This window comes from Sphingomonas carotinifaciens, assembly GCF_009789535.1.
In the GTDB taxonomy this organism is placed as follows: Bacteria; Pseudomonadota; Alphaproteobacteria; order Sphingomonadales; family Sphingomonadaceae; genus Sphingomonas; species Sphingomonas carotinifaciens.
Genome location: NZ_WSUT01000005.1, coordinates 741201 through 764762, shown reverse-complemented (window position 1 = coordinate 764762; position 23562 = coordinate 741201). Strand labels below are relative to the sequence as shown.

The following is a 23562-nucleotide window of genomic DNA, read 5'->3' as shown; positions in this document are numbered from 1 at the left end:
ACCCCATGCCCCGTTTCGCCCTTCTCGCCGCCGCTGTTGCCGGCACGCTTGCCCTGCCCGCCGCCGCGCAGGAGACGCAGGCCACCGCCGCCGCCAAATTCTCGCGCGAGTTCAAGGCGACCGACACCAACAAGGACGGCGTGTGGAGCAAGGCGGAGGTTACCGCGCGCATCGCCCGCATGGGGGCTGCCAACAAGAAGTTCGACAAGGCGCATGCCGACCGGCTGGCGACCAAGTGGTTCGCCGCGGCAGACGCCAACAAGGACGGCAAGGTGACCGAAAAGGAAGCACAGGCGCTGCTCGCCGCCACCTTCCAGGCCTATGACGCCAATCGCGACGGCCGCATCGGCGCGGGCGAACGCTCCACTGCCAAGAAGGCGATCCAGGGACGCTGAGCGTTTGTTTTAAAACGTGCTGTGGCACGTTTTGCGGCGCCGGCCCGCTCCCCCACCCGACCACCCATCAAGGATACTCTGTGGGTGGCCGGGTGGGGGGAGCGGGCCGGCGCCGCCTCGAAACTCGCCCTTTCGCGAGTTTCCAAATGGACATGACAAAAAAGACCCGGTGCGTCACCGCACCGGGCCAGGTCGTCCGCAGGAGGAACATCGTGGGGGGCGGGCTCTGCCGGTCCGCCCCCGATCTCTTAATTGTAAGCGCGCTCGCCGTGCTCACCGAGGTCGAGGCCTTCCTGCTCGACTTCCCTGGAGACACGCAGGCCGGTGACCGCCTTGGCGACGAACATCGCGACAACCGTGCCGATCGTCGCCCAGACGATGGTGGTCGCCACCGCGCCGAGCTGGACGAGCAGCTTGGCGCCCATCGCGTAATCGGCCGCACCCGGTCCGCCGAGCGAAGGGGCATAGACGATGCCCGTGCCGATCGCGCCGACCATCCCGCCGACGCCGTGGACACCGAAGGCGTCCAGCGAGTCGTCGTAACCCAGCCGAGGCTTCACCACCGACACCATGTAGAAGCAGATGACGCTGGCCACCGCGCCCAGCACGATCGCGCCGAACGGGCCGGAATTGCCCGCCGCCGGCGTCACCGCGACCAGCCCGGCGACGATGCCCGAGCAGAAGCCGAGCGCCGACCCCTTGTGGCCGTGCAGCCGCTCGGCCAGCATCCAGAACAGCGCGCCCGATGCGGTGGCGACAAAGGTGTTGATCATCGCCAGCGCCGCCGACCCGTTGGCCTCCAGCGCGGAGCCCGCGTTGAAGCCGAACCAGCCCACCCACAGCAGGCCGGTGCCGACCCCGGTCAGCGTCAGCGAGTGCGGCGGCATCGGCGTGGTCGGATAGCCCATGCGCTTGCCCAGGATGATCGAGGCGACGAGCGCGGAGACGCCGGCATTGATGTGCACCACCGTGCCGCCCGCGAAATCCAGCGCTCCTGCCTTGAAGAACAGGCCGGAGGCCGCCCACACCATGTGCGCGACGGGGAAGTAGACGATGGTCAGCCACACCGCGGCGAACACCATCACCGCGGAAAACTTCATCCGCTCGACCACCGAACCCAGCACCAGCGCGATGGTGATCGCGGCAAAGGTCATCTGGAACGCGACAAAGACATATTCCGGGATCTCTACGCCCGCGGTAAAGGTCGCGGCCTGGCTGGCGGGCGTCACGCCCGACAGGAACGCCTTGCCGAAACCGGCGATGAAGTTCGACGCGCCGCCCGACAGGTCGGGACCGAAGGTCAGCGAATAGCCGTACATCACCCACAACAGCATCGCGAGGCACGCCACCGCGCCGATCTGCGTCATGGTGGACAGCATGTTCTTGGCCCGCGTCAGGCCGCCATAGAACAGCGCCAGCCCCGGCAGGATCATCATCAGCACCAGGACCGTGGACGTCATCATCCACGCGGTATCGCCCTTGTTCACCACTCCGGCGGGCGCGGCCGGCGGCGCCTGCAACGCCGCCTCCTGCGCCACGGCCGGCAACGCGGCGAACAGTGCCGCCCCCAGCGCCAGCCCCGCCGCGGTACGAATCGCTCGGTTCATACGGTCCCCCCTCACAACGCGGTATCGTCGGTTTCGCCGGTACGAATGCGCACCGCCTGACCCACATCGAGTACGAAGATCTTGCCGTCGCCGATCGCGCCGGTGTTTGCCGCCGCCTGGATCGATTCCACGACGCGGTCGGCCAGATCGGTGGCGCACACAACCTCGATCTTGATCTTGGGCACCATGTTGGTGCTGTACTCGGCCCCGCGATAGATTTCGGTCTGGCCCTTCTGCCGACCGAATCCCTTGACCTCGGTGACCGTCATCCCCGCCACGCCCAGAACGGTCAGCGCTTCGCGCACCTCGTCCAGCTTGAACGGCTTGATGATGGCAATGACCAGCTTCATCGCACCCCCTTTTCGGTTACCCGTCAGGCAACTTTGCAAGGGGTGTGCCAGTTACGTTTCGTAAGGGCCCGCCGGGGTTTGAGGGAAACGGGCCACCGATCCCGGTAACTTATTTAGGCACCGATCCGGCCCTGCCCGAAAATCAGGCAGCGTCGACGATTTCGCGCGCCGCATCCAGATCATCCTTGTCCACCATCACCCGCACCGGGATCAGCAGCCACGATCCGTCCGCGATGCTGGCCCCACCATCGAAGGCCAACGCCGGAATGCCCTCGCTCTCCAGCCGCGCCACCAGGATGTGCGCCTCGTTGCGATCATAACGGCCGAGTTCGACGAGGCTCATGGATCAGTACCTTGTTGTGGCGTAGGAAAGATGCGCATATCTTTTGCGCATGGCAACGACCCAACGATCGGCGGCGCCCCGCCGGCCCACCAATGTTTCCCTGCCCGTCGACACGGTCGCCGCGGCCAAGGACCTTGGCATCAACGTTTCGCAGGCCTGCGAGCAGGGTCTGGCCGCTGCCGTGAAGAAGGCGCAAGAGGAACGCTGGGTTTCAGAAAATTGGGAAGCCATCCAGTCCTCCAACGCATGGGTGGAGAAAAACGGTCTGCCCTTCACCAAATACCGCATGTTCTGATGGCGCGGTTCGACGTCCACCGGCTGCGTGATGATGGAGCCTATGCGCTGAATTGTCAGGCCGACACCCTGTCGCACCTGAACACACGTCTTATGGTACCGCTCTGGGCTCCGGATCGCGCCCCCCTTCCGATGCGACGCCTGAACCCGATCTTCGAGGTCGATGGCAGACGCATGATGATGGTGACCCAATTCGCCGGCGCGTTGCCGATCGCCGAAATCGGCGCGCCGGTTTACTCGCTTGCCGAGCACGACTTGATCATCATGGCCGCGCTTGACCTGCTTCTCACTGGCGTCTGAACACGCCTTAAACCGCAGTCCCGCCCACCGTCAGCCCGTTCACCAGCAGCGTCGGCTGGCCCACGCCCGCGGGCACCGACTGTCCGCCCTTGCCGCACATGCCGATGCCCTCGTCCAGCGCGAAGTCGTCGCCGATGCCCGCCACCTTGGTCAGCACGGTCGGCCCGTCGCCGATCAGCGTCGCGCCCTTGATCGGCGCGCCCAGCCTGCCATTCTCGATCCGGTACGCCTCGGTGCAGGAAAACACGAACTTGCCCGACACGATATCGACCTGCCCACCGCCGAAACTCTTGGCGAAGATGCCGGACTTGACGCGCGACAGCAGCTCGGCCGGATCGTCGCGGCCGGCCTTCATGAAGGTGTTGGTCATCCGCGGCATCGGCGCATGCGCGAAGCTCTCGCGCCGCCCGTTGCCGGTGGGTGCCACCCCCATCAACCGTGCGTTGAGCCGGTCCTGCATGTAGCCCTTGAGGATGCCGTCTTCGATCAGGATGGTCTCGGCGGTCGGTGTCCCCTCGTCATCGATCGACAGCGAGCCACGGCGATCCTGGATCGACCCGTCGTCCACCACCGTTACGCCCGGCGCCGCGACCCGCTCGCCGATCCGACCCGAAAAGGCCGAGGTGCCCTTGCGGTTGAAATCGCCCTCCAGCCCGTGGCCGATCGCCTCGTGCAGCAGCACGCCCGGCCAGCCCGGCCCGAGCAGCACGGTCATCTCGCCCGCCGGTGCGGCCACCGCGTCGAGGTTCACCAGCGCCTGCGCCAGCGCCTCGTCGATCGCGCGATTCCATGTCTCGGGCGCCATCAGCCGGTCGTAGAGATAGCGGCCGCCCATACCGAAATTGCCGCTTTCGCGCCGGCCATTCTGCTCCACCACCACCGAGACATTCAGCCGCACCAGCGGCCGCACATCGGTGGCGAGGAAGCCGTCGGCGCGGACGATCTCAACCACGTTCCACGTTCCCGACAGGCCGACCGACACCTGCACCACGCGGGGATCGCGGGCGCGCGCGGCGGCATCGATCGTCTGGCACAGGTTCACCTTGTCGGCGAAGGGGACGAGGTCGAGCGGATCGGCCGCGGTATAAAGATGCCGGTTGGTCCCCTGCGGCGGCGCCGCAGGCGCGGCGCCCGACGGATCGATCAGCGCCATCGTCTCGGCCGCGCGGCGGATCGCCGCCTCGCTCATCTCATTGGCATGGGCAAAGGCGGTCATCTCGCCCGACACCGCGCGCAGGCCAAAGCCCGAATGCGTGTCGTAGCTGGCGGTCTTCAGCCGGCCGTCGTCGAAGCCGAAGGCTTCCGACCGCTTATATTGCAGGAACAGCTCGCCATCGTCGGCGCGCGCCAGCGCCGCCGCGGTCAGGCGCCGGGCGGTGTCGGGATCGAGCGTGTCGCGGTACAGGAACGAGCGGGGATCGGGGGCAAGCGTCATGCCCTTGATATAGGGCACGGTGGGTACAGGTAAATGGCCCCGCCGATCAGCGGCCTGCGCCGTCCCCGTGATCGCGCAGCTGCGACTGGTCGGCCCCGTCGGCGGGTCCGCCGATCAGGATGAAGCGCCGGTCGCAATAGCCGCAATCGACATAGCCGGTCTCGTCGATCTGGAGCCAGACGCGCGGATGGCCGAGCGCGGCTCCGCCGGCAATGTCGGTGGCGCCGTCACAGGCGACGCGGGCGTGCGAGACGCGGGTGGTTTCGGGCGGCGGCAACATGATGGACCCGCGATTAGCAGGCACGGACCTTCTGTTCAATTCCCGGTTGTTGGTGGCCGCACAGACGCCTATCGCGATTGCCATGACGCAAGCGGCCATCTCGATCGACGGATTGTGCAAAACCTATGCGGGCGGCAAGCGCGCGCTGGACGGGGTCAGCTTCGATGTGCCGCGCGGCCAGATCTTCGGCCTGCTCGGCCCCAATGGCGCGGGCAAGTCCACGCTGATCAACATCCTGGCCGGGCTGGTCAACAAGACCGAGGGTCATGCCAGCATCTGGGGCTTCGACATCGACGCGCATCCGCGCAACGCCAAGGCGTCGATCGGCATCGTCAACCAGGAAATCCTGTTCGACCCCTTCTTCACCCCCATCGAGACGCTGGAGATCCAGGCCGGGCTCTACGGCGTCCCGAAAGCGAAGCGCCGCTCGATGGAATTGCTGCGCGCGGTGCATCTGGAGGACAAGGCCAACGCCTATGCGCGCACCCTGTCCGGCGGCATGAAGCGCCGCCTGATGGTCGCCAAGGCGATGGTCCACACGCCCCCGGTGCTGGTGCTGGACGAGCCGACGGCGGGCGTCGACATCGAGCTGCGCCAGCAACTCTGGGCCTATGTCCGCGAGTTGAACCGCGGCGGCGTCACCGTGGTGCTGACGACGCACTATCTCGAAGAGGCCGAGGAGCTGTGCGACCGCATCGCGATCATCAATCACGGCCGCCTCGTCGCCAACGAGCCGACCCGCGAACTGGTCGGCAAGGCGCAGGAGAAGATCGTCGCGGTCACCGTCGACCGTGACGTCGCGGCGGTCCCCGACAATGCCTGCTTCGGCAAGATCGTGCTGAAGGGCACGCGCACGCTGGAGATCACCTACGCCAAGGACCGGGTCAACGCCGGCGAGGTCCTCGCCGCGGTGACCCGCGAAGGCTACGGCATCGTCGACGTCTCGACCAAGGAAGCCGACCTCGAAGACGTGTTCCTCAGCCTGACCCGCTCGGCGGGGTAAACGGAATGCCCTCTCCCCTCCGGGGAGAGGGCATAAACCTCAAATCGTCATCACCGACCCCGCATCCACCCGCATGTTCGCGCCGGTGATGAACCCTGCCCGCTCCGAACACAGGAAAGCGATCATCGCCGCCACCTCTTCGGGCTTGCCGCGCCGTCCGCGCACCATGCCGGGGCGTTCCTCCTTCAGGAAGCTCTCGATCGCCTCCTCGCGGGTGGTGCGGCGCTTCCTGGCGCGTTCGTCCATCATCGCATCGGTCATCGGCGTGGCGATGAACGCCGGCGACACCGCGTTCACCAGGATGTTGTCCCGGCCATAGGCCTTGGACAAGCCCTTGGAGAGCGACAGGATACCGGCCTTCGACGCGCAATAGGGCAGTTCGTCGACATAGGGCTGCACGCCGTCCTCGGACGCCAGCATCACGATCCGGCCCCAGCCCTTGCCGCGCATCCCCGGAATCGCCGCGCGGCACATGCGCACCGCACCCAGCAGGTTGATGTCCAGCGTTTCCAGCCAGCCGCGCTCGTCCACCGACAGGAAGTCGCCGGTCGCACCGGTCACCCCGGCCGCGTTCACCAGGATGTCGGGATTGCCAAGCTGGCGGTAGACCGAGGCGAACAGCCGCGACACGTCGATCGTGTCGGTCACGTCCGCCGTCACCGCGATCACCTCGCCGTGGCTCGCCAGCATGCTGCGCGCCTGTTCCAGCGGCTCGTGCGTCTTGTCGGTGATCGCGACACGGCACCCCGCCTCCAGCAGCATCCGCGCCGTCTCCAGCCCGATGCCGCTGTCCGCGCCCGTCACCAGTGCGATGCGCCCCGCAATCTCCAGATCCATGTCATTCTCCAAATGCTCCGGGGGCGGGACGAAGGGACGGGCGCTGTTGTTCCACGTCCCTTGCGCCCGCGCGCCCCGCCTGCCATCCGAGGCGCTTTAGGCCTTGCCGGAGATTGCCCGACGTGACCGGTTCCGCATCGACGAGCGACATCCTGATCGTGGGGTCCGGCGCGGCCGGGTTGACCGCCGCGCTCAACCTCGCGGAACGCTTCCACGTCACCGTGCTTGCCAAGGGCGCCCTGAACGAGGGCTCCACCGCCTGGGCGCAAGGGGGGATCGCGGCGGTGCTGGAGCCGGGCGACACCTTCGACAACCATGTCGAGGACACGATGGTCGCCGGCGCCGGGCTGAACGACCGCAGCATCGTCGAATTCGTCGTGGAGGGCGCGCCCGCCGCGATCGAGCGCCTGCAAAAGCTGGGCGTCCCCTTTGCCGAGGAAGGCGGCACGCTGCACCTGACCCGCGAGGGCGGGCATTCGCACCGTCGCATCGTCCATGTCGCCGACGCCACCGGCTGGGCGGTGCAGGACGCGCTGCAAAAGGCGGCGGAGGCGCATCCCAACATCACCCTGATCCCCGATCAGGTCGCGATCGACCTCGCCACCAGCCGGCACGAAATGCGCTATTCGGGCGCCGGCAACGTGTGGGGCGTCTATGCGGTCGATCGCCGTACCGGCCGCGTCGGCCTGCACACCGCACGCGCGACGATATTGGCGACGGGCGGCGCGGGCCGCACCTATCTGTTCTCCACCGCGCCGCGCGGCGCGACCGGCGACGGCATCGCCATGGCGTGGCGTGCAGGTGCGCGCGTGTCGAACATGGAATTCATGCAGTTCCACCCGACCTGCCTCTACAATCTGGAGGTCAAGAACTTCCTGATCACCGAGGCGGTGCGCGGCGAGGGAGGGCGGCTTTGCAACCCGCGCACCGGCCGCCGCTTCATGCCCGACGTCGACCCCCGCGCCGAACTGGCCCCCCGCGACGTCGTCGCCCGCGCGATCGATGCCGAGATCAAGCGCGACGGCCTGGATTACGTCCATCTCGACATCAGCCACATGCCGGCGGATTTCATCCGCGCGCACTTCCCCAACATCCAGGAAAAGCTTGGCGGCCTCGGCATCGACATGACGACCGGGCCGATCCCCGTCGTGCCGGCACAGCATTATACCTGCGGCGGCATCGTCGTGGACCGGGACGGACATACCGACCTGCCCGGCCTGTATGCGGTGGGCGAATGCACCCAGTCCGGGCTCCACGGCGCCAATCGCCTCGCCTCCAACTCGCTGCTCGAATGTTTCGTCTTCGGCGAGGCGGCGGCCAACCATATCGCCGCGCACTGGGCGGACCTGCCGCCGCCGCCGGCGATCCGCCCCTGGGACGAAAGCCGCGTCACCGATTCGGACGAGGAAGTGGTCATCAAGCAGAACTGGACGGAGATTCGCCGGTTCATGTGGAATTATGTCGGCATCGTGCGCACCACCAAGCGGTTACAGCGCGCCGCCAACCGTATCCGCATGCTGAACGACGAGGTGGCCGAGCATTACGGCCATTTCCGCGTCACCCCCGACCTGATCGAGTTGCGCAACCTGCTCCAGACCGCCGACCTGATCGTCCGCTCCGCGCTGCATCGCAAGGAGAGTCGGGGCCTCCACTATACGCTCGACTATCCCGAAACCCTGCCGCACGCGGTGGACACGATCCTCGTCCCCTGACCGCCACCCCCGGCTTCGCGGTTCGCCGCACCCCTGCCGCGCTTCATCGCAACCCGCGGAAATCCGCGGTTTCCTGACACCGCTCGACCGGTCAAGGATCGCGGCATCGTGCGGGGTGCTTTTGTGAACATGCGTATGGCCGGGTTCGGCAGATGGGCGACGGTTGCGGGTCTGCTGGCGCTTGCCGGATGCAATGTGGTGCCAAGCCCCGGCGCCAGCGCCAACGCCCCGGCGCGCGAACCGGAGGTGGCGGTGTCGATCCCCGTGCCGCCGCCCCGCCCGCGCAGCGCACCCGCCGCACCGCAGGGCCTGATCCGCACCGTTCAGAGCCTGTATGCCGGGTTCGAGGGCAAGAAGGGCATCGCCATCCGCGCCGTCGATGACGGCTGGACGGTGGAGGCCGGCGGCCGCCAGCGCCTGCCGCAGCAATCGGTATCCAAGCTGTGGGTCGCGATCACGCTGCTCGACCTGCGCGACAAGGGCAAGGCGCGGCTGGACGACCCGATCACCGTTCGCCGCGAGGACCTGACGCTGTTCCACCAGCCGATCGCCTATCTGGTGAAGGGCGACGGGTTCCAGACCACCGTCGGCGGCCTGCTCACCCGCGCCCTGACCCAGAGCGACAACACCGCCAACGACCGCCTGCTCACCTATGTCGGCGGGCCGGCGGCGGTGCGGCGGATGATCGCGGAGAAGCGGCTGGGCGACATCCGCTTCGGCCCCGGCGAACGGCTGCTCCAGGCCAAGACCGCCGGCCTGACCTGGCAGCCCGCCTATGCGCTGGGCAACGCCTTTTCCGTGGCGCGCGCCCGGCTCGACCCGGCGGCGCGCGCCACCGCGCTCGACGCCTATGTCGCCGATCCGCCCGACGGTGCCGCGCCGATCGCGATCGCCGACGCGCTCGCCCGGCTGACCCGCGGCGAGTTGCTGTCCGAAACCTCGACCCGCATCCTGCTGGAGACGATGGGCGCTTCACGCACCGGTCATGCCCGCCTGCGCGCCGCCGTGCCGGCTAGCTGGCAGATCGCGCACAAGACCGGCACCGGGCAGGATCTCGGCCGCCGCAACGCCGGGTTCAACGACGTCGGGCTGCTCACCGCGCCCGACGGCCGCCGTTTCGCGGTCGCGGTGATGATCGGCGACACGACCGAGCCGATCCGCAACCGCCAGGTGCTGATCCAGAACGTCGCCGCCGCCGTCGCCACCTATGCCGGTTCCGCGCAGGGGCCGGGGTCGGTCGCGAACTGACGGAAAGCCGCCCCCGCCGCTATCGCCAAGGCGGGGGCTGTTTACGCACCCCCGCATCCGCTACACCCCCGAACCGTCATGCCCCATCTTTATCTCGTCGACGGCTCCGGCTATATCTTTCGCGCCTATCACCGGCTGCCGCCGCTCACCAACAAGCATGGCGAGCCGGTCGGCGCGGTCTATGGCTACACCACCATGTTGTGGAAGCTGGCGGACGAACTCCACGCGGCCGAGGGCCCGACCCACATGGCGGTGATCCTCGACAAATCGTCGAAGACGTTCCGCAACGACCTGTACGACCAGTATAAGGCGCACCGGCCGCCCCCGCCCGAAGACCTGGTGCCGCAATTCCCGATGATCCGCGACGCCACCCGCGCCTTCTCGCTGCCCTGCATCGAGACCGAGGGGCTGGAGGCCGACGACATCATCGCCTGCTATGCCAAGGCGGCACTGGCGCAAGGCTGGCAGGTGACGATCGTCTCGTCCGACAAGGACCTGATGCAGCTGATCGAGCCCGGCCTCGACCTGTACGACACGATGAACAACCGCCGGCTGGGCCCGGAGCATGTCGCGGAGAAGTTCCACGGCATCGCGCCCTCGCAACTGGGCGACGTGCTGGCGCTGATGGGCGACAGCGTCGACAATGTTCCCGGCGTTCCCGGCGTCGGGCCCAAGACCGCGGCCAAGCTGATCCTCGAACATGGCGATCTGGCGGGCGTCCTGGCCGCTGCGGAGGGGATGAAGAAGGGCAAGCTGCGCGACAATCTGATCGAGCATGCCGACATGGCCCGGCTCAGCCGCGAGCTGGTGTCGCTGCGCTGCGACGTGGCGCTGCCCGAACCGCTGGAAGACCTCGAACTCAAGGGCATTCCCGACGCACCCTTACGCGCCTTTCTTGAACATCACGGCTTCCGCTCGCTCCTGACCAAGCTCGGTCAGGTCGCCGACGCCCCCGTCGAGAACCCGGCGTCCGTCGATCTGCCCGAGGATGACGATCCCCCCTGCAACCATGACGGGTACGAGACGGTGCAGGATGTGGATGCGCTCGATCGCTGGATCGCCGTCGCGCGCCACCAGGGCTGGATCGCTGTCGATACGGAGACGAGTTCGACAGACGCCACCCAGGCCGAACTGGTCGGCGTCAGCCTCGCCCTCGCCCCCAACCTCGCCTGCTACATCCCCCTCGGCCACGGCGGCAACGACCTGCTCGCCGAGGTGCCGGTGCAGATCGACCGCGAGGTCGCCCTGGCGAAGCTCAAGGACCTGATGGAGGACCCCTCGGTCCTGAAGATCGGCCACAATCTGAAGTTCGACATGATCGTGCTGGGCGAGCGCGGCATATCGGTCGCGCCGCATGACGACACGATCGTGATGAGCTTCGATCTCGACGCCGGCCTGCATGGCCATGGCATGGACGAACTCGCCGCCACCCATCTCAGCCATGCCTGCATCGCGTTCAAGGACGTGGTCGGCACCGGCAAGACGCAGCGCGGCTTTCACGAGGTCGATCTGAACGCCGCCACCCGCTACGCCGCCGAGGATGCGGATGTGACGCTGCGCCTCTGGAAGCGCTTCAAGGCGCGCCTGCCCGCCGAAGGCTCGACCCGCGTGTACGAGATGGTCGACCGCCCGCTCGCTCCCGTGATCGCGCGCATGGAGCGCCGGGGCATCAAGGTCGACCGCGAGGTGCTGGCCAGGCTGTCCGACGAGTTTGCCGGCCGCATCGCCGAGCGCGAGGGCGAAGTGCACGCGCTCGCCGGCCAGCCCTTCACCATCGGCAGCCCCAAGCAGCTTGGCGACATCCTGTTCGAGAAGCTGGGCCTGAAGGGCGGGCGCAAGGGCAAGTCGGGGGTCTATTCCACCGACGTCACCGAGCTGGAGCGCCTCGCGCGCGACGGCGGTCCGGGTGCGGAGATCGTGCGCAAGGTGCTCGACTGGCGCCAGCTCACCAAGCTGAAGAACACCTATACCGATGCGCTGCAGGCACAGATCAACCCCAAGACCGGCCGCGTCCACACCAGCTACTCGCTGACCGGCGCGCAGACCGGCCGCCTGTCCTCGACCGAGCCCAACCTCCAGAACATCCCGATCCGTACCGAGGTCGGCCGCCAGATCCGCGACGCGTTCGTGGCTGAACCGGGCAACGTCATCCTCGCGGCCGACTACAGCCAGATCGAACTCCGCCTCGCCGCCCACATGGCGGACGTGCCGGCGCTGCGCGATGCATTCGCGAATGGCGACGACATCCACAGCCTGACCGCCACCGAGTTGTTCGGCGAAGTGAACCGCGACACCCGCGCGCGGGCCAAGACGATCAACTTCGCGATCCTCTACGGCATCAGCCGCTGGGGCCTTGCCGGCCGTCTCGAAGTCTCCGCCGACGAGGCGCAAGCGATGATCGACCGCTATTTCGAGCGTTTCCCCGGCATCAACCGCTACATGGCCGAGACGCTGACCCAGGTGCGCGACCACGGCTTCACCCAGACGCTGTTCGGCCGCAAGACGCACTTCCCGCGCATCAAGTCGCGCAACCAAGGCGAGCGGCAGGGTGCCGAGCGCGCCGCGATCAACGCGCCGATCCAGGGCACCTCGGCCGATATCATCAAGCGTGCCATGGTCCGCATGGAACCCGCGCTGGAGGCGGCCGGCCTGCCCCAGGTCCGCATGCTCCTCCAGGTTCACGACGAACTGGTCTTCGAACTGCCCGAAGGCGATGTCGACGCCGCCAGCGCGGTGATCCGCGACGTCATGGAGCGCGCCGCCGAGCCTGCGGTGATGCTCTCAGTCCCGCTGGGCGTCGAGATCGGCACGGGAGCAAGCTGGGGAGCGGCACATTGACCGCCACCACCCGGTCACCCTCACCCTTCCGCGGCTTCGCCGCGCCCTCCCTCTCCCAGCGGGAAAGGGAAGGGGCCCGCCTGGCGCAGCCGGGTGGGAAGGGTGAGGGCGATCCGGTGGCGAAAGCCTGACCCGCATGGCCTCCTCCTCCCAGGACATCGACACGCTCGCCAAGGGCGGGCGGACCAATATCGCCGGCTTCATCCTGCGTCTGGCCGCGCGCATCCCCTTCCTGTTCATCGCCGGCCGCATCTACGGCCCCGATCTGGTCGGCCGCTTCGCCATCGCGGTGGTGGTGGTCGAACTGGCCGCGCTCGTTGCCACGCTGGGGCTGAAACGCGGACTGGCGCAGGCGCTGTCCTCGACCGACCGGCCGCATGTGAACGTGGTGTGGGACGCGATGGCGCTCGCGCTGATCGCCAGCGTGGCCGCCAGCAGCTTCCTGTGGCTCTTTCCGGAGATCATGTACCCGAACACGGCGATCACCGGGCTCGACCGGTGGTTGCCCGCGATCATCGTCGCCTCCGCCTGGTCCGATGTCAGCCTCGCGGCGCTTGCCTACCGGTTGAACGTGAAGGCGGCGGTCACCGCGCGTGCGGTGGTGGAGCCGTGGACCATCTCGATCGCCGCCTGGATCTTCTCCTTCTTCACCATCCGCGACGGGCTCGTCCTCTCCTACGTCGCCTCGATGATCGCCGCCCTGATCGCCAGCATCGTCCCCCTGATCCGCAGCTACGGCCTGCCCCGCGGCTGGTCCCCTGAGCTCACCCAGCTCTTCGCCCTCGCCCGCGCCAACGCCCCCCTCGCCGGCGCCGACGCCCTCGAATGGGGCAGCCGCAACGTCGACCGCTTCATCCTGGGCGTCATGTTCGAACCCAAGATCGTCGGCATCTATTACATGGCGCAACAGGTCGCAAGCCTGCCGCAGAAACTGAAGACCAGCTTCGACCCCATTCTCGGCCCCGTCATCACCCAAAGCCTCGCCGTGCGCGATTACGTTGCAATCGCGCGACAGGTGCGCCAGGTCGCATTCTGGATCATGGCGGCGCAGGGCGGCCTCGCGCTCATGGGATCGATCCCGGGCGAGGCGGTGATGGGCGTCGTCGGCCCGCAATTCGTCGCCGGCACGGCCGCACTCGCCTTTCTGCTCACCGCCGAAGTGCTCGCCTCGACGGGCGCGGTATGCGAGTCGGCGCTGGTCTATACAGCGCGCCACCGCAACCTCATGATCTCGGTGGTCATGCTGGGGGTACAGGTAGGGCTCAGCTTCGCGCTGATCCTCGGCATGCGCGCGCTCGGCTGGCCCGCGACATGGCAGGCCGCGGGCCCGGCCGTCGCGCTGATGCTCAGCCTCGGCATCACCTCGATCGTCAAGGCGACGCTGCTGTCCCGCATCCTGAAAGCGTCGGTTTCGCCGCTGCGCTGGCCGCTCTTGTGGGCGCTCGGGGCCGCAATGGTGGTCGGCGTGGGCTTCACCGCCCTGCCGGCGCATCTCGAATGGGTGGAACTGGTCGTCGGCGAACCGGCGATCCTGGCGACCTATCTCTTCGTCCTCTGGCGCTTCGCCTTCGGCCCTGCCGACCGCGCCCTGTTCGGCAAGATGCCCGATGCCGAGGAAGCGACCCTGCCGCATGCGGGCGGGGTGACGCGCTAAGCGGTTCAGTCGATCACGTCGACCGTGACGGTATTGCTGAACCACTGCTGATAGCGAGCTGGTGTGGCCGCGATGTTCATCAGCGAGACGAGAAGCCGCACCCGGTAGCGGCCGGGGCCCGGAAACACCCAGCGTGGAAACTCTGCCACCTGCAAGGTCATGGGCTGGCCTGGGCGCACCACAGTAAGCCCGTCGGACGACTGTGGCGGCGCCGGCGGGGATGTAGCCGGCGGTTCCAGCGGCGCAACCCGTCGACCCTGCATATCCATCACATCGAAGGCGATCCCGCCTGTCGGCTTGAGGAAGCGCGAAATCCTGAATGCCGAGCCTTGTACGGCAAGGACGGCGCGCAACTGCACTTCGCCGCGCATCGAAATCGCGGTATCCGGACGTTCGAGCCGCACGTTCAGGTGATGCTCGTCCCCCGACGCCCATTCCGCCTGTGCCGGCACCGTCCACAACGCGACGGGCGCCTCAATTCCCAGTGCCAGCACTACCGCCATGGCAAGCATCGACGTCCCCCCTCATCCCCGCGCAAGGCTTTTGTGGCTGACCCGGCCATGGCGCGAACAGCACACAAGGCCGGGTCAGGTCGGGTGACATCAATGCCGGAAGTGGCGCATGCCGGTGAAGACCATCGCCAGCCCGGCCTCGTCGGCGGCGGCGATCACCTCGTCGTCGCGGATCGACCCGCCCGGCTGGATCACCGCGGTGGCGCCGGCCTCCACTGCCGCCAGCAATCCGTCGGCGAACGGGAAGAATGCATCCGACGCGACTGCCGATCCGATCGTGCGCGGCTCGGCCCAGCCGGCCTTGTCCGCGGCGTCCTTGGCCTTCCAGGCGGCGATGCGCGCCGATTCGAGCCGGTTCATCTGCCCGGCGCCGACGCCGGCCGTGCTGCCGCCCTTGGCATAGACGATCGCGTTCGACTTCACATGCTTGGCCACCGTCCAGGCGAAGCGGCAATCGGCCAGCTCCTGCTCCGTCGGCGCGCGCCTGGTCACGACCTTCAGCATGTCGTCGGTCAGCCGGCCATTGTCGCGGCTCTGCACCAGCAGCCCGCCCGCGATCGACTTCACCATCAGGCCGGGGCGTGCCGGGTTCGGCAACTCACCCGACAGCAGCAGGCGCAGGTTCTTCTTCCTGGCAAAGATCGCCCGCGCCTCCGGGCTGGCATCGGGCGCCACCACCACCTCGGTGAAGATCCCCGAGATCGCCTCGGCGGTTTCCGCATCCAGCGGGCGGTTGCACGCGATGATGCCGCCGAACGCCGACACGGTGTCGCACGCGAACGCCGCCTTGTATGCATCCAGCAGCGTATCGCCGCTCGCCACGCCGCACGGATTGGCATGCTTGACGATGACGACGGTGGGCGGCCCGTCGATGAACTCGGACACCAGCTCCAGCGCGGCATCGGCATCGTTCAGGTTGTTGTAGCTCAGCGCCTTGCCCTGCAACTGCTCGGCCTGGGCGATGCCTCGCGCCCCCTTTTGCGGCAGGTAGAGCGCTGCCACCTGGTGCGGATTCTCGCCATAGCGCAGCGGCTCGTGATGACGCGTATAGGCCATGGGCAGCGTCGTCGGAAATGCCTCGCCCTGGTCGGCAAAGGCGAACCACTGCGCGATCGCCGCATCATAGGCCGCGGTCGCGGCATAGGCCTTGGCGGCGAGGCGGCGGCGCATGTCGATGCCGCTGGCGCCGTCGTTCGTGGCCAGCTCGGCGAGGAACGCGTCATAATCCGACGGATCGGTCAGGATCGCGACATAGGCATGGTTCTTCGCGGCCGAACGCACCATCGAGGGGCCGCCGATATCGATATTCTCGATGATCTCGTCGCGCCCGGCGCCCTTGGCCACCGTCTGCTGGAAGGGGTAGAGGTTGACGACGACGAGATCGATCGCGCCGATGCCATGCTCTTCCATTGCGCGCGCGTGGGCCGCATCGTCGCGCACCGCGAGCAGGCCGCCATGCACCATCGGGTGCAGCGTCTTGACCCGCCCGTCCATCATCTCGGGGAAACCGGTGACGTCGGAAATGTCGCGCACGGGCAGGCCGGCGTCGCGGATCGCCTTGGCGGTGCCGCCGGTCGAGACGAGGTCGACGCCCCGTTCGGCAAGCGCGCGGGCAAGGTCGATCACCCCCGTCTTGTCGGATACGGACAGAAGGGCGCGCTTCACGGGAATATGGGTCATCGGGGCTCCGGGAGTGGAGGGGAACACCGCCGAAGCCCTGTAACGGTCACAGCGCGCGCTTCAAGGCCCAGCTTACATGCCCGCCGCCCGCCGGCGCCTCACCGGTGACGACCAGTTGCTGCGTCTCGACCGGGCGACCATCGGGATCGATCCACAACGAATCCTCGATCACCAGCGCACCGCCGCGGCAGCGGAACTGCCACAAGGCGCCGCTGGTCATGCGCAGCACCGCCGCCGATCCTTCCGGGCTCAACACCGCCTCCACCTCCTCGCCCAGGTGGAAGCGCAAGGCGAAGGGCGTCGTGCCGGTGCGGCGCTTGCGCCCTTGCGGCAGCAACGCGTCCTCGCCACGCAGTTCGCGCCCGTCACCGGTCAACAGCAATTGCCGGCGGTGGACGAAGCCCCAGCGGCGGACATAGCCGTCATGGCTCGCCTCGATCCGGCTCGCCGCCTCCGATTCCTGGCGGCTGAGTTCCACCTGTCCGACGCCCCGGCCCAGCGTGCCGTCGGCATGGATCGCGGTGGAGTTCGAATCGCCCACCACCAGGGTCGAGTGCGCCGCGGTGGTGCGCAGGCCATCGGCCAGCCGCATCGGCAATTGCTCGATCGCGGCACGCGCGCCGCCGCAATTGACCACGATCCGTTCCGGCCCGTCCGAGAACTCGAACGCCAGGGTCGAGGCGCAGCCGCCATCCACCACCTGCGCGATCGGCGGCGGGGCGGCATCGACGACCAGCACCGCACCGCCGCCGGCGAGACGCTGATACCCCCAGTTGCGCGGCTGGCGCAGCGGCCGGGTGCGCACGCCCGACGCCTCGATGATCGCGGCGATCTGTTCGGGCTGTTCGGGACCGGCACCCTGCCAGCTCGACAGCGCCCGGTCGGGATGCATCACGCCCAGCAGCGCGGACACCATCCGTTGCAGCGTCGCCGCGATATCCTCGGGCAGCGTCTTGCCGACCGCGGCATAGGATTCGCGCAGCATGGCGAGCAGCATGATCGAATCGAGCAACTGGCCCGGGCTGCGCGACACCGATCCGCCATCGTCGAACAATCCGGTGCCCAGCGCGCGCGTCAGCCCTGCCTCGCCAAAGGCCAGCCGCGGCTCGCCGCCGGGGATCAGCAATCCCGCCGCCACCACGCCGCACCATGCCGCGATGCGCGGCGCGCCCGCCGGGGCCTTGTCCGCCCCGCGGTCCAGGTGCCGCGCCCCGCGCGCCATCGCGTTCAGCACCTTGGAGCGGTACACCAGGTCGGTCGACGACAGGATCAGCGGCGCATGGCTGGTCCAGAACAGGATGCGCCTGCCCCACAGATCGGGCCGCCACGCCAGCGCGTCCACCGTCTCGGCATGCGCATCCAGCCAGCGGGCCATCAGGAACTCCGCCACCGGCGCGCCCTGTTGCCGCGTCGCCACCGTGGACAGGTCGCGCAGCCAGGCGAAGCCGTGCAGATATTCGGCGATCGGCCCGGTCAGCCCGGCCTGCGTAAACCACAGCTTGTCGATCTCGCGCTCCGCGCCGCGATAGCGGACAAAGCCGTCGAGCAGCGCATAGCCGCGCGTCGCGTCGCCCAGCACGGGATCGTCGGGCACCGCGATCAGCTTCAACGGATGCCGGCCGTTCAGGCGCATGCCGTGGATCGGCGTCCGCCAGGTCAGCCGGTGGAAGCGCTCGGCAAGCCGCTCCGCCAGCGACAGCCCGCTCGTGCCCCCGACGCGGACAAGGCGCTTGCCCTCCTCGATACCGTCCGGCGCGTCCAGCGGCTGGTTCATCCGCGCAGGGCCGCGATATTGGCGGCGTACATGTCGGGCCCGCCCCGGAACGCCGCGGTGCCCGCGACCAGCGCGTCCGCGCCCGCCTCGATGCATCGCCGGGCATGGGTGGCATCGACGCCGCCATCCACCTCCAGGTCGATCGCCCGGCCGCTCATCTCGATCATCTTCCGGATCGCGGCGATCTTCTTCAACTGGCTGTCGATGAAGCTTTGCCCGCCGAAACCGGGATTGACGCTCATCACCAGCACCAGGTCGACCATGTCGATCAGGTAATCCAGCATCTTGGCCGGCGTCGCGGGGTTCAGCACCACGCCCGCGCGCTTGCCCAGCCCCTTGATGTGCTGGATGGTGCGGTGGATATGCGGCCCCGCCTCCGGGTGCACGGTGATCGTGTCCGCGCCGGCTTCCGCAAAGGCATCCAGATACTGGTCGATCGGCGAGATCATCAGATGCACGTCGAACGGCTTGGTCGTGTGGGGGCGCAGCGCCTTCACCACCGCCGGGCCGATGGTGATGTTGGGCACGAAATGCCCGTCCATCACGTCGATATGGATCCAGTCCGCGCCGGCGGCGTCGATGGCGCGCACCTCCTCCCCCAGCTTGGCGAAGTCGGCGGACAGGATGGACGGGGCGATACGGACGGGCTGCATGGGCAATGGTCTCTAGGGCTAATGAAAGGTTAAGTCAGCCGTTGCGTTCCAGCAGCGCGATAAAGAAGCCGTCGCACCGCCCCTGTTCGGCCATGTCGCTGGGCAGGGTGCGGATATAAGGCGTGGATTTGCCGACGGGCAGCGGCGCCTGGACGCTGCACAGCGTATAATCCGGATGCGCGGCCAGAAACGCCTCCAGCTGCGCCTCGCCTTCCTCCGGCTCCAGCGAGCAGGTGGCATAGACCATGCGCCCGCCCGGCCGCAGCCATCCGGCGGCGCGCGACAGGATTTTGGCCTGCAGTGCCGCCATCTCGGCGATCACCGAGGGGCGGACGCGGTACAGCACGTCCGGATGCCGGCGGAAGATGCCCGTCGCGCTGCACGGCGCATCGATCAGGATCGCATCGACGGGTGCGGGCGGCGCCCATTGCAGCACGTCGGCGCACACCACCTCCGCGGCCAGCCCGGTCCGCTCCAGATTGGCGCGCAGCCGCTCCAGCCGGGTGGGCGATGCATCGAGCGCGGTCACCTGCCACCCCGCCGCCGCCAGTTGCAGCGTCTTGCCGCCGGGGGCGGCGCACAGGTCCAGCACGGTGCCGGCGCCCGACCCCAGCAACCGTGCCGGCATCGACGCGGCCGCGTCCTGCACCCACCACGCGCCTTCCTCAAACCCCGGCAGCTCGGGCACCGACGCCGCATCGTGCAGGCGGACATGGCCCGGCATCAGGCTGGTACCGCCCAGCCGCTCCGCCCAGTCCGCGGTCGCGCCGGGATCGGCCAGCGTCAGGTCGAGCGGCGGCGGCGCGGCGATCGCCTGCTCGGCCGCATCCACCATCGCATCGCCCCACTGCGCCGCCCAGCGTTCCGCCGTCACGCCCGGCAACTCCGGGACTTCCGGCAGGGACACCCCCTGCCGCATCAGCGTGCCGAACACGCCGTGGACCAGCTTGCGCGGGCCGCCATCGACCAGCGGCAGTACGGTGGAGATGGCGGCATGCGGCGGCGTACCCAGCGACAGCACCTGGACCAGCGCGATGCGCAGTGCCGACCGCGCCTTGGCATCGTCGGGCAACTGGTTCCTGGTCGCCGAATCGATCAGCGCGTCCAGATCGGGCAGGCGGCGCAGCGTTTCCGCCGCGATCGCATGGGCCAGCCCGCGATCGGGCCCGCCATGCAGGTCGCGCGTCGCCGAGGCCAGCGCCGCCTCCAGCGGTTCCCCCCGGCGCAGCACCGCGTCCAGCAGGCGCAGGGCCGCGCGCCGGCTTGCCGTGCCCAGCGGCTCGGCTTGACGAACGGGATGATTGGGCCGGCGCGGGGGTCGATTCACTTGGCAAAGCTCCTTGGCACCCCGATGTGGGGGGCACACCCCGCTACCGAAAGGCACGCCCATGGGCCAGCGCCCAGACCATGTGAAACCACCGGCCTATCTCTCTCCCAACCCGCCGGTCCCCGAACCCGAGGCGGAGAAGCGCCCGGAGCATGATCCGCTCGGCAAGGACCCGACCCGTTATGGCGATTGGGAATTGAAGGGTATCGCAATCGATTTTTGATGCGGTCCTGACGCAACCGGAACGAACGTGCGGCTGGCGCGTCGGGCAAAGGGATGCGCACGATCATGAAGGGGCGGACGGCACGGATCGTCCTGGGTACGGTTGCAGCGACCTTGCTGCTCGGCCTGCTGGTCCTGGCGCTGTTCCCCTGGGGCGTGTTGCGCGGCATCGTCACGCGTGAGGCGACCGAGCGCTTTGGTCGCCCCGTCACGATCGGCGCGGTCGAGCGGGTCGACACGATCGGCTTCCACCCCGTCATCGCCATCCGGCACCTGCGCATCCCGCAGGCCGCCTGGGCCGGCAGCGGCGATTTCGCGCGGGTCGATACCGCAAAGGTTCGTTTTTCCGCCTGGGCGCTGCTCACCGGGGATTTCCGGATCGAGGCGGTGGAGGCCAGCGGGCTGCGTCTCGCGCTGGTTCGCGACCGGAATGGCCGGACCAACTGGTCGCGGCCCGGCCGGCGCGAAAGCGGCGGCGGCGCCACCGATCTTCGGGATCTTACCCTCACCGGCAGCATCATCAGCTACCGCGATTCCAAGCAGGACCGGACCGCCACCGTCCGCTTCGCCGCCGATCCCAATACGGGATTGCGTGCCGAAGGCCGCGGATCGATTCGCGGTGCCGATGTCGCGATCCGCGTCACCGGGGCACCGGTCCGCCCCGGCCCCTGGCCGTTCACCGCGGTCATCGACGGCCCGGCACTGGCGATGCGCGCCGTCGGCCGCATGGACCGCGCGCTCGACACCAATGCGATGACGCTGGATCTGACCGCACGCGCCAGCGACCTGAAACTGATCGATGCGGTGGTGGAGGCCGGGCTGTTCCGCACCCGCCCGGTGCAATTGTCCGCGCATGTCCAGCATCAGCGTCCGGTCTGGACGATCACCGACCTGACAGGAACGATCGGCCGCTCCGATCTCACCGGCCGGATCACCGTCGACAAAAGCACCGACCGCACGAAGCTCGACGGGGAGATCACCTCCCGCCAGTTCGACTTCGACGATCTTTCCTCGGCCGAGGGTCGCGCGGAGGCCGCTGCACTCGAACGCCGCATCGGCCCGCGCCTCGTACCGAACACCCGTATCGACATCAGCAAGATCGATTCGACCGACGGCACGATCCGTTTCAAGGTCGGTCGCATCGTTAGCGCTCAGGGCCCCTCTCCGATCACCGCCATGGCGGGCAGGCTCGTTCTAGACCGCCAATTGCTCCGCATCCCCGAATTGCGCCTGAACCTGACGGAAGGGGTGGTCCGCGGCTCGGCCCAGGTCGATCAACGGGGTGGCGCGACCCGGCCGACGCTGACGCTCGACCTGCGGCTGTCGGATGCCAGCGTGGTGTCGCTGGCCGGCGGTGGCGGCGACTTCACCGGCCGGGTTTCCGCCCGCGCGCAACTGACCGGCGCGGGGGAGACGATCCGCGACGCCATCGGCCGGTCGCGCGGGTTCATCGGGCTGGTCGTGCGAAACGGCACCCTGCCGGACCGCTATGCCGCGGCGCTCGGCTTCGATGCCGGACGCATGCTGGTGGCCGGCGACGACTCGACGGCCGGCCTGCGCTGCCTCGTGCTGCGGCTGAACATGCGGGACGGCACCGGCCGCGTCGATCCGCTGGTGCTGGATACCACGCGCAGCAAGCTGGAGGGCACGGGCACGGTGCGCTTCCCCGAAGAGCGCATCGCACTGCGCCTGACCGGCGCGCCCAAGGGCGATGCGATCCTCCGGCTCGACGGTGCCGCCCTGATGAACGGCACGATTCGCCAGCCCGATCTGGTCATCCCGCGCGAGGTGAAGTCGATCGGCAACATCTTCCGCTCGATCGGTCGCGCGATCACCGGTCATGGCGGGCCGACTGCCACCAACGCCGATTGCGGCGCACTGGCCAACCGGGCGCTACGCTGAGGCCGATATGGAAACGCCGGCCTTTTTAAGGGCCGGCGTCCGGGAAACTCAGAGGCTGTCTGGAAACGCGATGAAGCGCGTTTGAAAACGCCTTCAGTCCTTCCAGGCCCAGTAAAGCTGGGCGGGGGGCACGTTCCACCATTCCATGTCATGGTCGATCCGCTGCCAGTGGGGCAGCAGGAAGTCCTTCACCTTCGGGCTGAACTGATAGACCAGGAAGGCACCGTCCGGGCGCAGCACCTCATGCGTGGCGGCGGCGATCGCGGGACCGACGCCGGCCGGCAGCGTGGAGAAGGGCAGGCCCGACAGCACATAATCGGCGTGCTCGTGGCCGTGATCCTTGATGATCTGGGCGACGTCCGCCGCCGACCCGTTGATCGCGACAAAGCGGGAATCGGTGATCGTGTGGCGCAGATAGCCGCAGAAATCTTCGTTCGTGTCGATCGCGATCAGCGTCGCATCGGGCGCCATCCGCTCCAAAATCGGTCGGCAGAAGGTACCGACGCCTGGGCCATATTCCACGAAGAGCTTGGTATTCGCCCAGTCGACGGGCGCCAGCATCTTGCGGATCAGCTTGTTGGAGGAAGGGATGATCGAGCCGACCATCACCGGATGTTTCAGAAATTCTTGGAAGAACATCTGGCCGGGGGACGGCACGCCGGCGGGTCGGGAACGCGCACGGCGCGCGGCGGTGGTCGAGCTGGGCATCGAGATCCTGTCGTTCGTGGTCCCCACACGGGCGGCGAGGTCTCCCCCTCCGTCGCACAGGTGGCAAACGTGTTTCAAGCTTTTGGGTTGCATCGGTGCGGCGGACGACCCTGGCGCCCCCATTCGCCCACGCCTAAACGGTGCCCGGACGGGGCAGGGTGAACATATGGACAGAACCGGGCAGATCGCCGTCATCTTCGTGTCGCAGCGCACCGACGCCGATGCGGCCGGCTATGCCGCAGCCGCCGAAGCGATGGATCGTCTGGCCGCCGCGCAGCCCGGATACCGTGGTGTGGACGCGGCGCGCGGCACCAACGGGTTGGGGATCACGGTCAGCTGGTGGGCGGACGAGGCCGCCGCCATCGCATGGCGCGAACACCCCGCGCATGCGGCGATCCGCGCCGAGGGTCGCGCACGCTGGTACGACCGCTGCGAGATTGCGGTGGCCGCGGTGACGCGGTCCTACGAATGGGAACGGCCATAACCCC

Annotated in this window: 23 protein-coding genes; 11 read left to right on the top strand and 12 right to left on the bottom strand. The window is 68.2% G+C overall.

What is annotated here, in order from left to right:
- Nucleotides 1-5: 5 nt before the first annotated feature.
- Entirely contained in the window at nt 6-395 is a 390-nt protein-coding gene (locus GQR91_RS05610) for an EF-hand domain-containing protein (protein ID WP_160146791.1), read from the top strand.
- Nucleotides 396-643: 248 nt separating this feature from the next.
- Here the strand turns inward: GQR91_RS05610 and GQR91_RS05605 are convergent, their stop codons facing one another.
- The 3 genes from GQR91_RS05605 to GQR91_RS05595 all read right to left on the bottom strand — a co-directional run bounded on the left by GQR91_RS05605 (nt 644) and on the right by GQR91_RS05595 (nt 2695).
- Nucleotides 644-2002 carry an ammonium transporter gene (locus tag GQR91_RS05605; RefSeq protein ID WP_149682691.1) on the bottom strand — a complete coding sequence of 453 codons (1359 nt, stop codon included), beginning with the start codon at nt 2000-2002 and terminating at the stop codon, nt 644-646.
- A gap of 11 nt (nt 2003-2013) precedes the next feature.
- Nucleotides 2014-2352, bottom strand: coding sequence for a P-II family nitrogen regulator (locus GQR91_RS05600; protein ID WP_112383741.1), 339 nt, complete (start codon nt 2350-2352; stop codon nt 2014-2016).
- 142 nt (nt 2353-2494) lie between these two features.
- Nucleotides 2495-2695: a putative signal transducing protein gene (locus GQR91_RS05595; RefSeq protein WP_149682690.1), complete on the bottom strand. Its 201-nt coding sequence runs from the start codon at nt 2693-2695 to the stop codon at nt 2495-2497.
- A 49-nt stretch (nt 2696-2744) separates the two neighbouring features.
- On the opposite strand from GQR91_RS05595, the gene GQR91_RS05590 reads away from it, so the two are divergent.
- Nucleotides 2745-2990: a type II toxin-antitoxin system CcdA family antitoxin gene (locus GQR91_RS05590; protein WP_112383794.1), complete on the top strand. Its 246-nt coding sequence runs from the start codon at nt 2745-2747 to the stop codon at nt 2988-2990.
- Entirely contained in the window at nt 2990-3289 is a 300-nt protein-coding gene (locus GQR91_RS05585; RefSeq protein WP_149682689.1) for a CcdB family protein, read from the top strand. The genes GQR91_RS05590 and GQR91_RS05585 overlap by 1 nt, the downstream gene beginning before the upstream one ends.
- Before the next feature lie 7 nt (nt 3290-3296).
- Here GQR91_RS05585 and tldD read toward each other — a convergent pair whose 3' ends face one another.
- On the bottom strand, nt 3297-4724 hold the full coding sequence (gene tldD, locus GQR91_RS05580; RefSeq protein WP_149682688.1) for a metalloprotease TldD: 1428 nt from the start codon (nt 4722-4724) through the stop codon (nt 3297-3299).
- A 46-nt stretch (nt 4725-4770) separates the two neighbouring features.
- Nucleotides 4771-5004, bottom strand: coding sequence for a zinc-finger domain-containing protein (locus tag GQR91_RS05575; protein WP_112383744.1), 234 nt, complete (start codon nt 5002-5004; stop codon nt 4771-4773).
- 82 nt (nt 5005-5086) lie between these two features.
- Between GQR91_RS05575 and GQR91_RS05570 the strand changes: the two genes are divergently transcribed.
- Nucleotides 5087-6007, top strand: coding sequence for an ABC transporter ATP-binding protein (locus GQR91_RS05570; RefSeq protein ID WP_112383796.1), 921 nt, complete (start codon nt 5087-5089; stop codon nt 6005-6007).
- Between the two features lie 39 nt (nt 6008-6046).
- Here GQR91_RS05570 and GQR91_RS05565 read toward each other — a convergent pair whose 3' ends face one another.
- Nucleotides 6047-6844 carry an SDR family NAD(P)-dependent oxidoreductase gene (locus GQR91_RS05565; protein WP_112383745.1) on the bottom strand — a complete coding sequence of 266 codons (798 nt, stop codon included), beginning with the start codon at nt 6842-6844 and terminating at the stop codon, nt 6047-6049.
- 122 nt (nt 6845-6966) lie between these two features.
- On the opposite strand from GQR91_RS05565, the gene nadB reads away from it, so the two are divergent.
- The 4 genes from nadB to GQR91_RS05545 all read left to right on the top strand — a co-directional run bounded on the left by nadB (nt 6967) and on the right by GQR91_RS05545 (nt 14296).
- Nucleotides 6967-8556: an L-aspartate oxidase gene (nadB, locus tag GQR91_RS05560; RefSeq protein ID WP_112383746.1), complete on the top strand. Its 1590-nt coding sequence runs from the start codon at nt 6967-6969 to the stop codon at nt 8554-8556.
- A 129-nt stretch (nt 8557-8685) separates the two neighbouring features.
- Complete coding sequence (locus tag GQR91_RS05555) at nt 8686-9804, top strand: serine hydrolase (protein ID WP_149682825.1); 1119 nt, start codon at nt 8686-8688, stop codon at nt 9802-9804.
- Between the two features lie 78 nt (nt 9805-9882).
- Nucleotides 9883-12642 (top strand): DNA polymerase I, encoded by a 2760-nt coding sequence (polA, locus tag GQR91_RS05550; protein WP_149682687.1) that lies wholly within the window; start codon nt 9883-9885, stop codon nt 12640-12642.
- A 136-nt stretch (nt 12643-12778) separates the two neighbouring features.
- A complete protein-coding gene (locus GQR91_RS05545; protein WP_149682686.1) occupies nt 12779-14296 on the top strand; it encodes a lipopolysaccharide biosynthesis protein in 1518 nt (505 codons plus the stop codon).
- Between the two features lie 5 nt (nt 14297-14301).
- Here GQR91_RS05545 and GQR91_RS05540 read toward each other — a convergent pair whose 3' ends face one another.
- From GQR91_RS05540 to GQR91_RS05520, 5 genes are all read right to left on the bottom strand, one after another.
- A complete protein-coding gene (locus GQR91_RS05540) occupies nt 14302-14808 on the bottom strand; it encodes a hypothetical protein (RefSeq protein ID WP_149682685.1) in 507 nt (168 codons plus the stop codon).
- A 90-nt stretch (nt 14809-14898) separates the two neighbouring features.
- Entirely contained in the window at nt 14899-16488 is a 1590-nt protein-coding gene (purH, locus tag GQR91_RS05535; RefSeq protein ID WP_149682684.1) for a bifunctional phosphoribosylaminoimidazolecarboxamide formyltransferase/IMP cyclohydrolase, read from the bottom strand.
- Nucleotides 16489-16534: 46 nt separating this feature from the next.
- Nucleotides 16535-18262 (bottom strand): heparinase II/III family protein, encoded by a 1728-nt coding sequence (locus GQR91_RS05530; RefSeq protein ID WP_149682683.1) that lies wholly within the window; start codon nt 18260-18262, stop codon nt 16535-16537.
- A complete protein-coding gene (gene rpe, locus GQR91_RS05525) occupies nt 18259-18915 on the bottom strand; it encodes a ribulose-phosphate 3-epimerase (protein ID WP_112383753.1) in 657 nt (218 codons plus the stop codon). The genes GQR91_RS05530 and rpe overlap by 4 nt, the downstream gene beginning before the upstream one ends.
- A 34-nt stretch (nt 18916-18949) precedes the next feature.
- Nucleotides 18950-20242, bottom strand: a complete 1293-nt coding sequence (locus GQR91_RS05520; protein ID WP_375781608.1) for an RsmB/NOP family class I SAM-dependent RNA methyltransferase — start codon at nt 20240-20242, stop codon at nt 18950-18952.
- A gap of 61 nt (nt 20243-20303) precedes the next feature.
- Here GQR91_RS05520 and GQR91_RS05515 point away from each other — a divergent pair, with 61 nt between their 5' ends.
- Both GQR91_RS05515 and GQR91_RS05510 read left to right on the top strand, forming a co-directional pair.
- Nucleotides 20304-20465, top strand: a complete 162-nt coding sequence (locus GQR91_RS05515; RefSeq protein WP_149682681.1) for a DUF1674 domain-containing protein — start codon at nt 20304-20306, stop codon at nt 20463-20465.
- A 53-nt stretch (nt 20466-20518) separates the two neighbouring features.
- Nucleotides 20519-22366: an AsmA family protein gene (locus tag GQR91_RS05510; protein WP_174236645.1), complete on the top strand. Its 1848-nt coding sequence runs from the start codon at nt 20519-20521 to the stop codon at nt 22364-22366.
- A gap of 93 nt (nt 22367-22459) precedes the next feature.
- Here GQR91_RS05510 and GQR91_RS05505 read toward each other — a convergent pair whose 3' ends face one another.
- On the bottom strand, nt 22460-23074 hold the full coding sequence (locus tag GQR91_RS05505; protein WP_149682680.1) for a class I SAM-dependent methyltransferase: 615 nt from the start codon (nt 23072-23074) through the stop codon (nt 22460-22462).
- Nucleotides 23075-23240: 166 nt separating this feature from the next.
- Between GQR91_RS05505 and GQR91_RS05500 the strand changes: the two genes are divergently transcribed.
- Complete coding sequence (locus tag GQR91_RS05500) at nt 23241-23558, top strand: antibiotic biosynthesis monooxygenase family protein (protein WP_149682679.1); 318 nt, start codon at nt 23241-23243, stop codon at nt 23556-23558.
- Nucleotides 23559-23562: the final 4 nt, after the last annotated feature.

Bases quoted from the DNA above. Each gene is read 5' to 3' on its own strand.
- GQR91_RS05545 (WP_149682686.1), top strand. From the start codon at position 12,779: ATGGCCTCCTCCTCCCAGGACATCGACACGCTCGCCAAGGGCGGGCGG.
- GQR91_RS05515 (WP_149682681.1), top strand. From the start codon at position 20,304: ATGGGCCAGCGCCCAGACCATGTGAAACCACCGGCCTATCTCTCTCCC.
- GQR91_RS05540 (WP_149682685.1), bottom strand. From the start codon at position 14,808: ATGCTTGCCATGGCGGTAGTGCTGGCACTGGGAATTGAGGCGCCCGTC.
- tldD (WP_149682688.1), bottom strand. From the start codon at position 4,724: ATGACGCTTGCCCCCGATCCCCGCTCGTTCCTGTACCGCGACACGCTC.
- GQR91_RS05575 (WP_112383744.1), bottom strand. From the start codon at position 5,004: ATGTTGCCGCCGCCCGAAACCACCCGCGTCTCGCACGCCCGCGTCGCC.
- GQR91_RS05570 (WP_112383796.1), top strand. From the start codon at position 5,087: ATGACGCAAGCGGCCATCTCGATCGACGGATTGTGCAAAACCTATGCG.
- GQR91_RS05530 (WP_149682683.1), bottom strand. From the start codon at position 18,262: ATGAACCAGCCGCTGGACGCGCCGGACGGTATCGAGGAGGGCAAGCGC.
- purH (WP_149682684.1), bottom strand. From the start codon at position 16,488: ATGACCCATATTCCCGTGAAGCGCGCCCTTCTGTCCGTATCCGACAAG.
- GQR91_RS05605 (WP_149682691.1), bottom strand. From the start codon at position 2,002: ATGAACCGAGCGATTCGTACCGCGGCGGGGCTGGCGCTGGGGGCGGCA.
- GQR91_RS05555 (WP_149682825.1), top strand. From the start codon at position 8,686: ATGCGTATGGCCGGGTTCGGCAGATGGGCGACGGTTGCGGGTCTGCTG.
- GQR91_RS05585 (WP_149682689.1), top strand. From the start codon at position 2,990: ATGGCGCGGTTCGACGTCCACCGGCTGCGTGATGATGGAGCCTATGCG.
- GQR91_RS05600 (WP_112383741.1), bottom strand. From the start codon at position 2,352: ATGAAGCTGGTCATTGCCATCATCAAGCCGTTCAAGCTGGACGAGGTG.
- GQR91_RS05565 (WP_112383745.1), bottom strand. From the start codon at position 6,844: ATGGATCTGGAGATTGCGGGGCGCATCGCACTGGTGACGGGCGCGGAC.
- polA (WP_149682687.1), top strand. From the start codon at position 9,883: ATGCCCCATCTTTATCTCGTCGACGGCTCCGGCTATATCTTTCGCGCC.
- GQR91_RS05595 (WP_149682690.1), bottom strand. From the start codon at position 2,695: ATGAGCCTCGTCGAACTCGGCCGTTATGATCGCAACGAGGCGCACATC.
- GQR91_RS05505 (WP_149682680.1), bottom strand. From the start codon at position 23,074: ATGCCCAGCTCGACCACCGCCGCGCGCCGTGCGCGTTCCCGACCCGCC.
- GQR91_RS05510 (WP_174236645.1), top strand. From the start codon at position 20,519: ATGCGCACGATCATGAAGGGGCGGACGGCACGGATCGTCCTGGGTACG.
- rpe (WP_112383753.1), bottom strand. From the start codon at position 18,915: ATGCAGCCCGTCCGTATCGCCCCGTCCATCCTGTCCGCCGACTTCGCC.
- GQR91_RS05610 (WP_160146791.1), top strand. From the start codon at position 6: ATGCCCCGTTTCGCCCTTCTCGCCGCCGCTGTTGCCGGCACGCTTGCC.
- GQR91_RS05500 (WP_149682679.1), top strand. From the start codon at position 23,241: ATGGACAGAACCGGGCAGATCGCCGTCATCTTCGTGTCGCAGCGCACC.
- GQR91_RS05590 (WP_112383794.1), top strand. From the start codon at position 2,745: ATGGCAACGACCCAACGATCGGCGGCGCCCCGCCGGCCCACCAATGTT.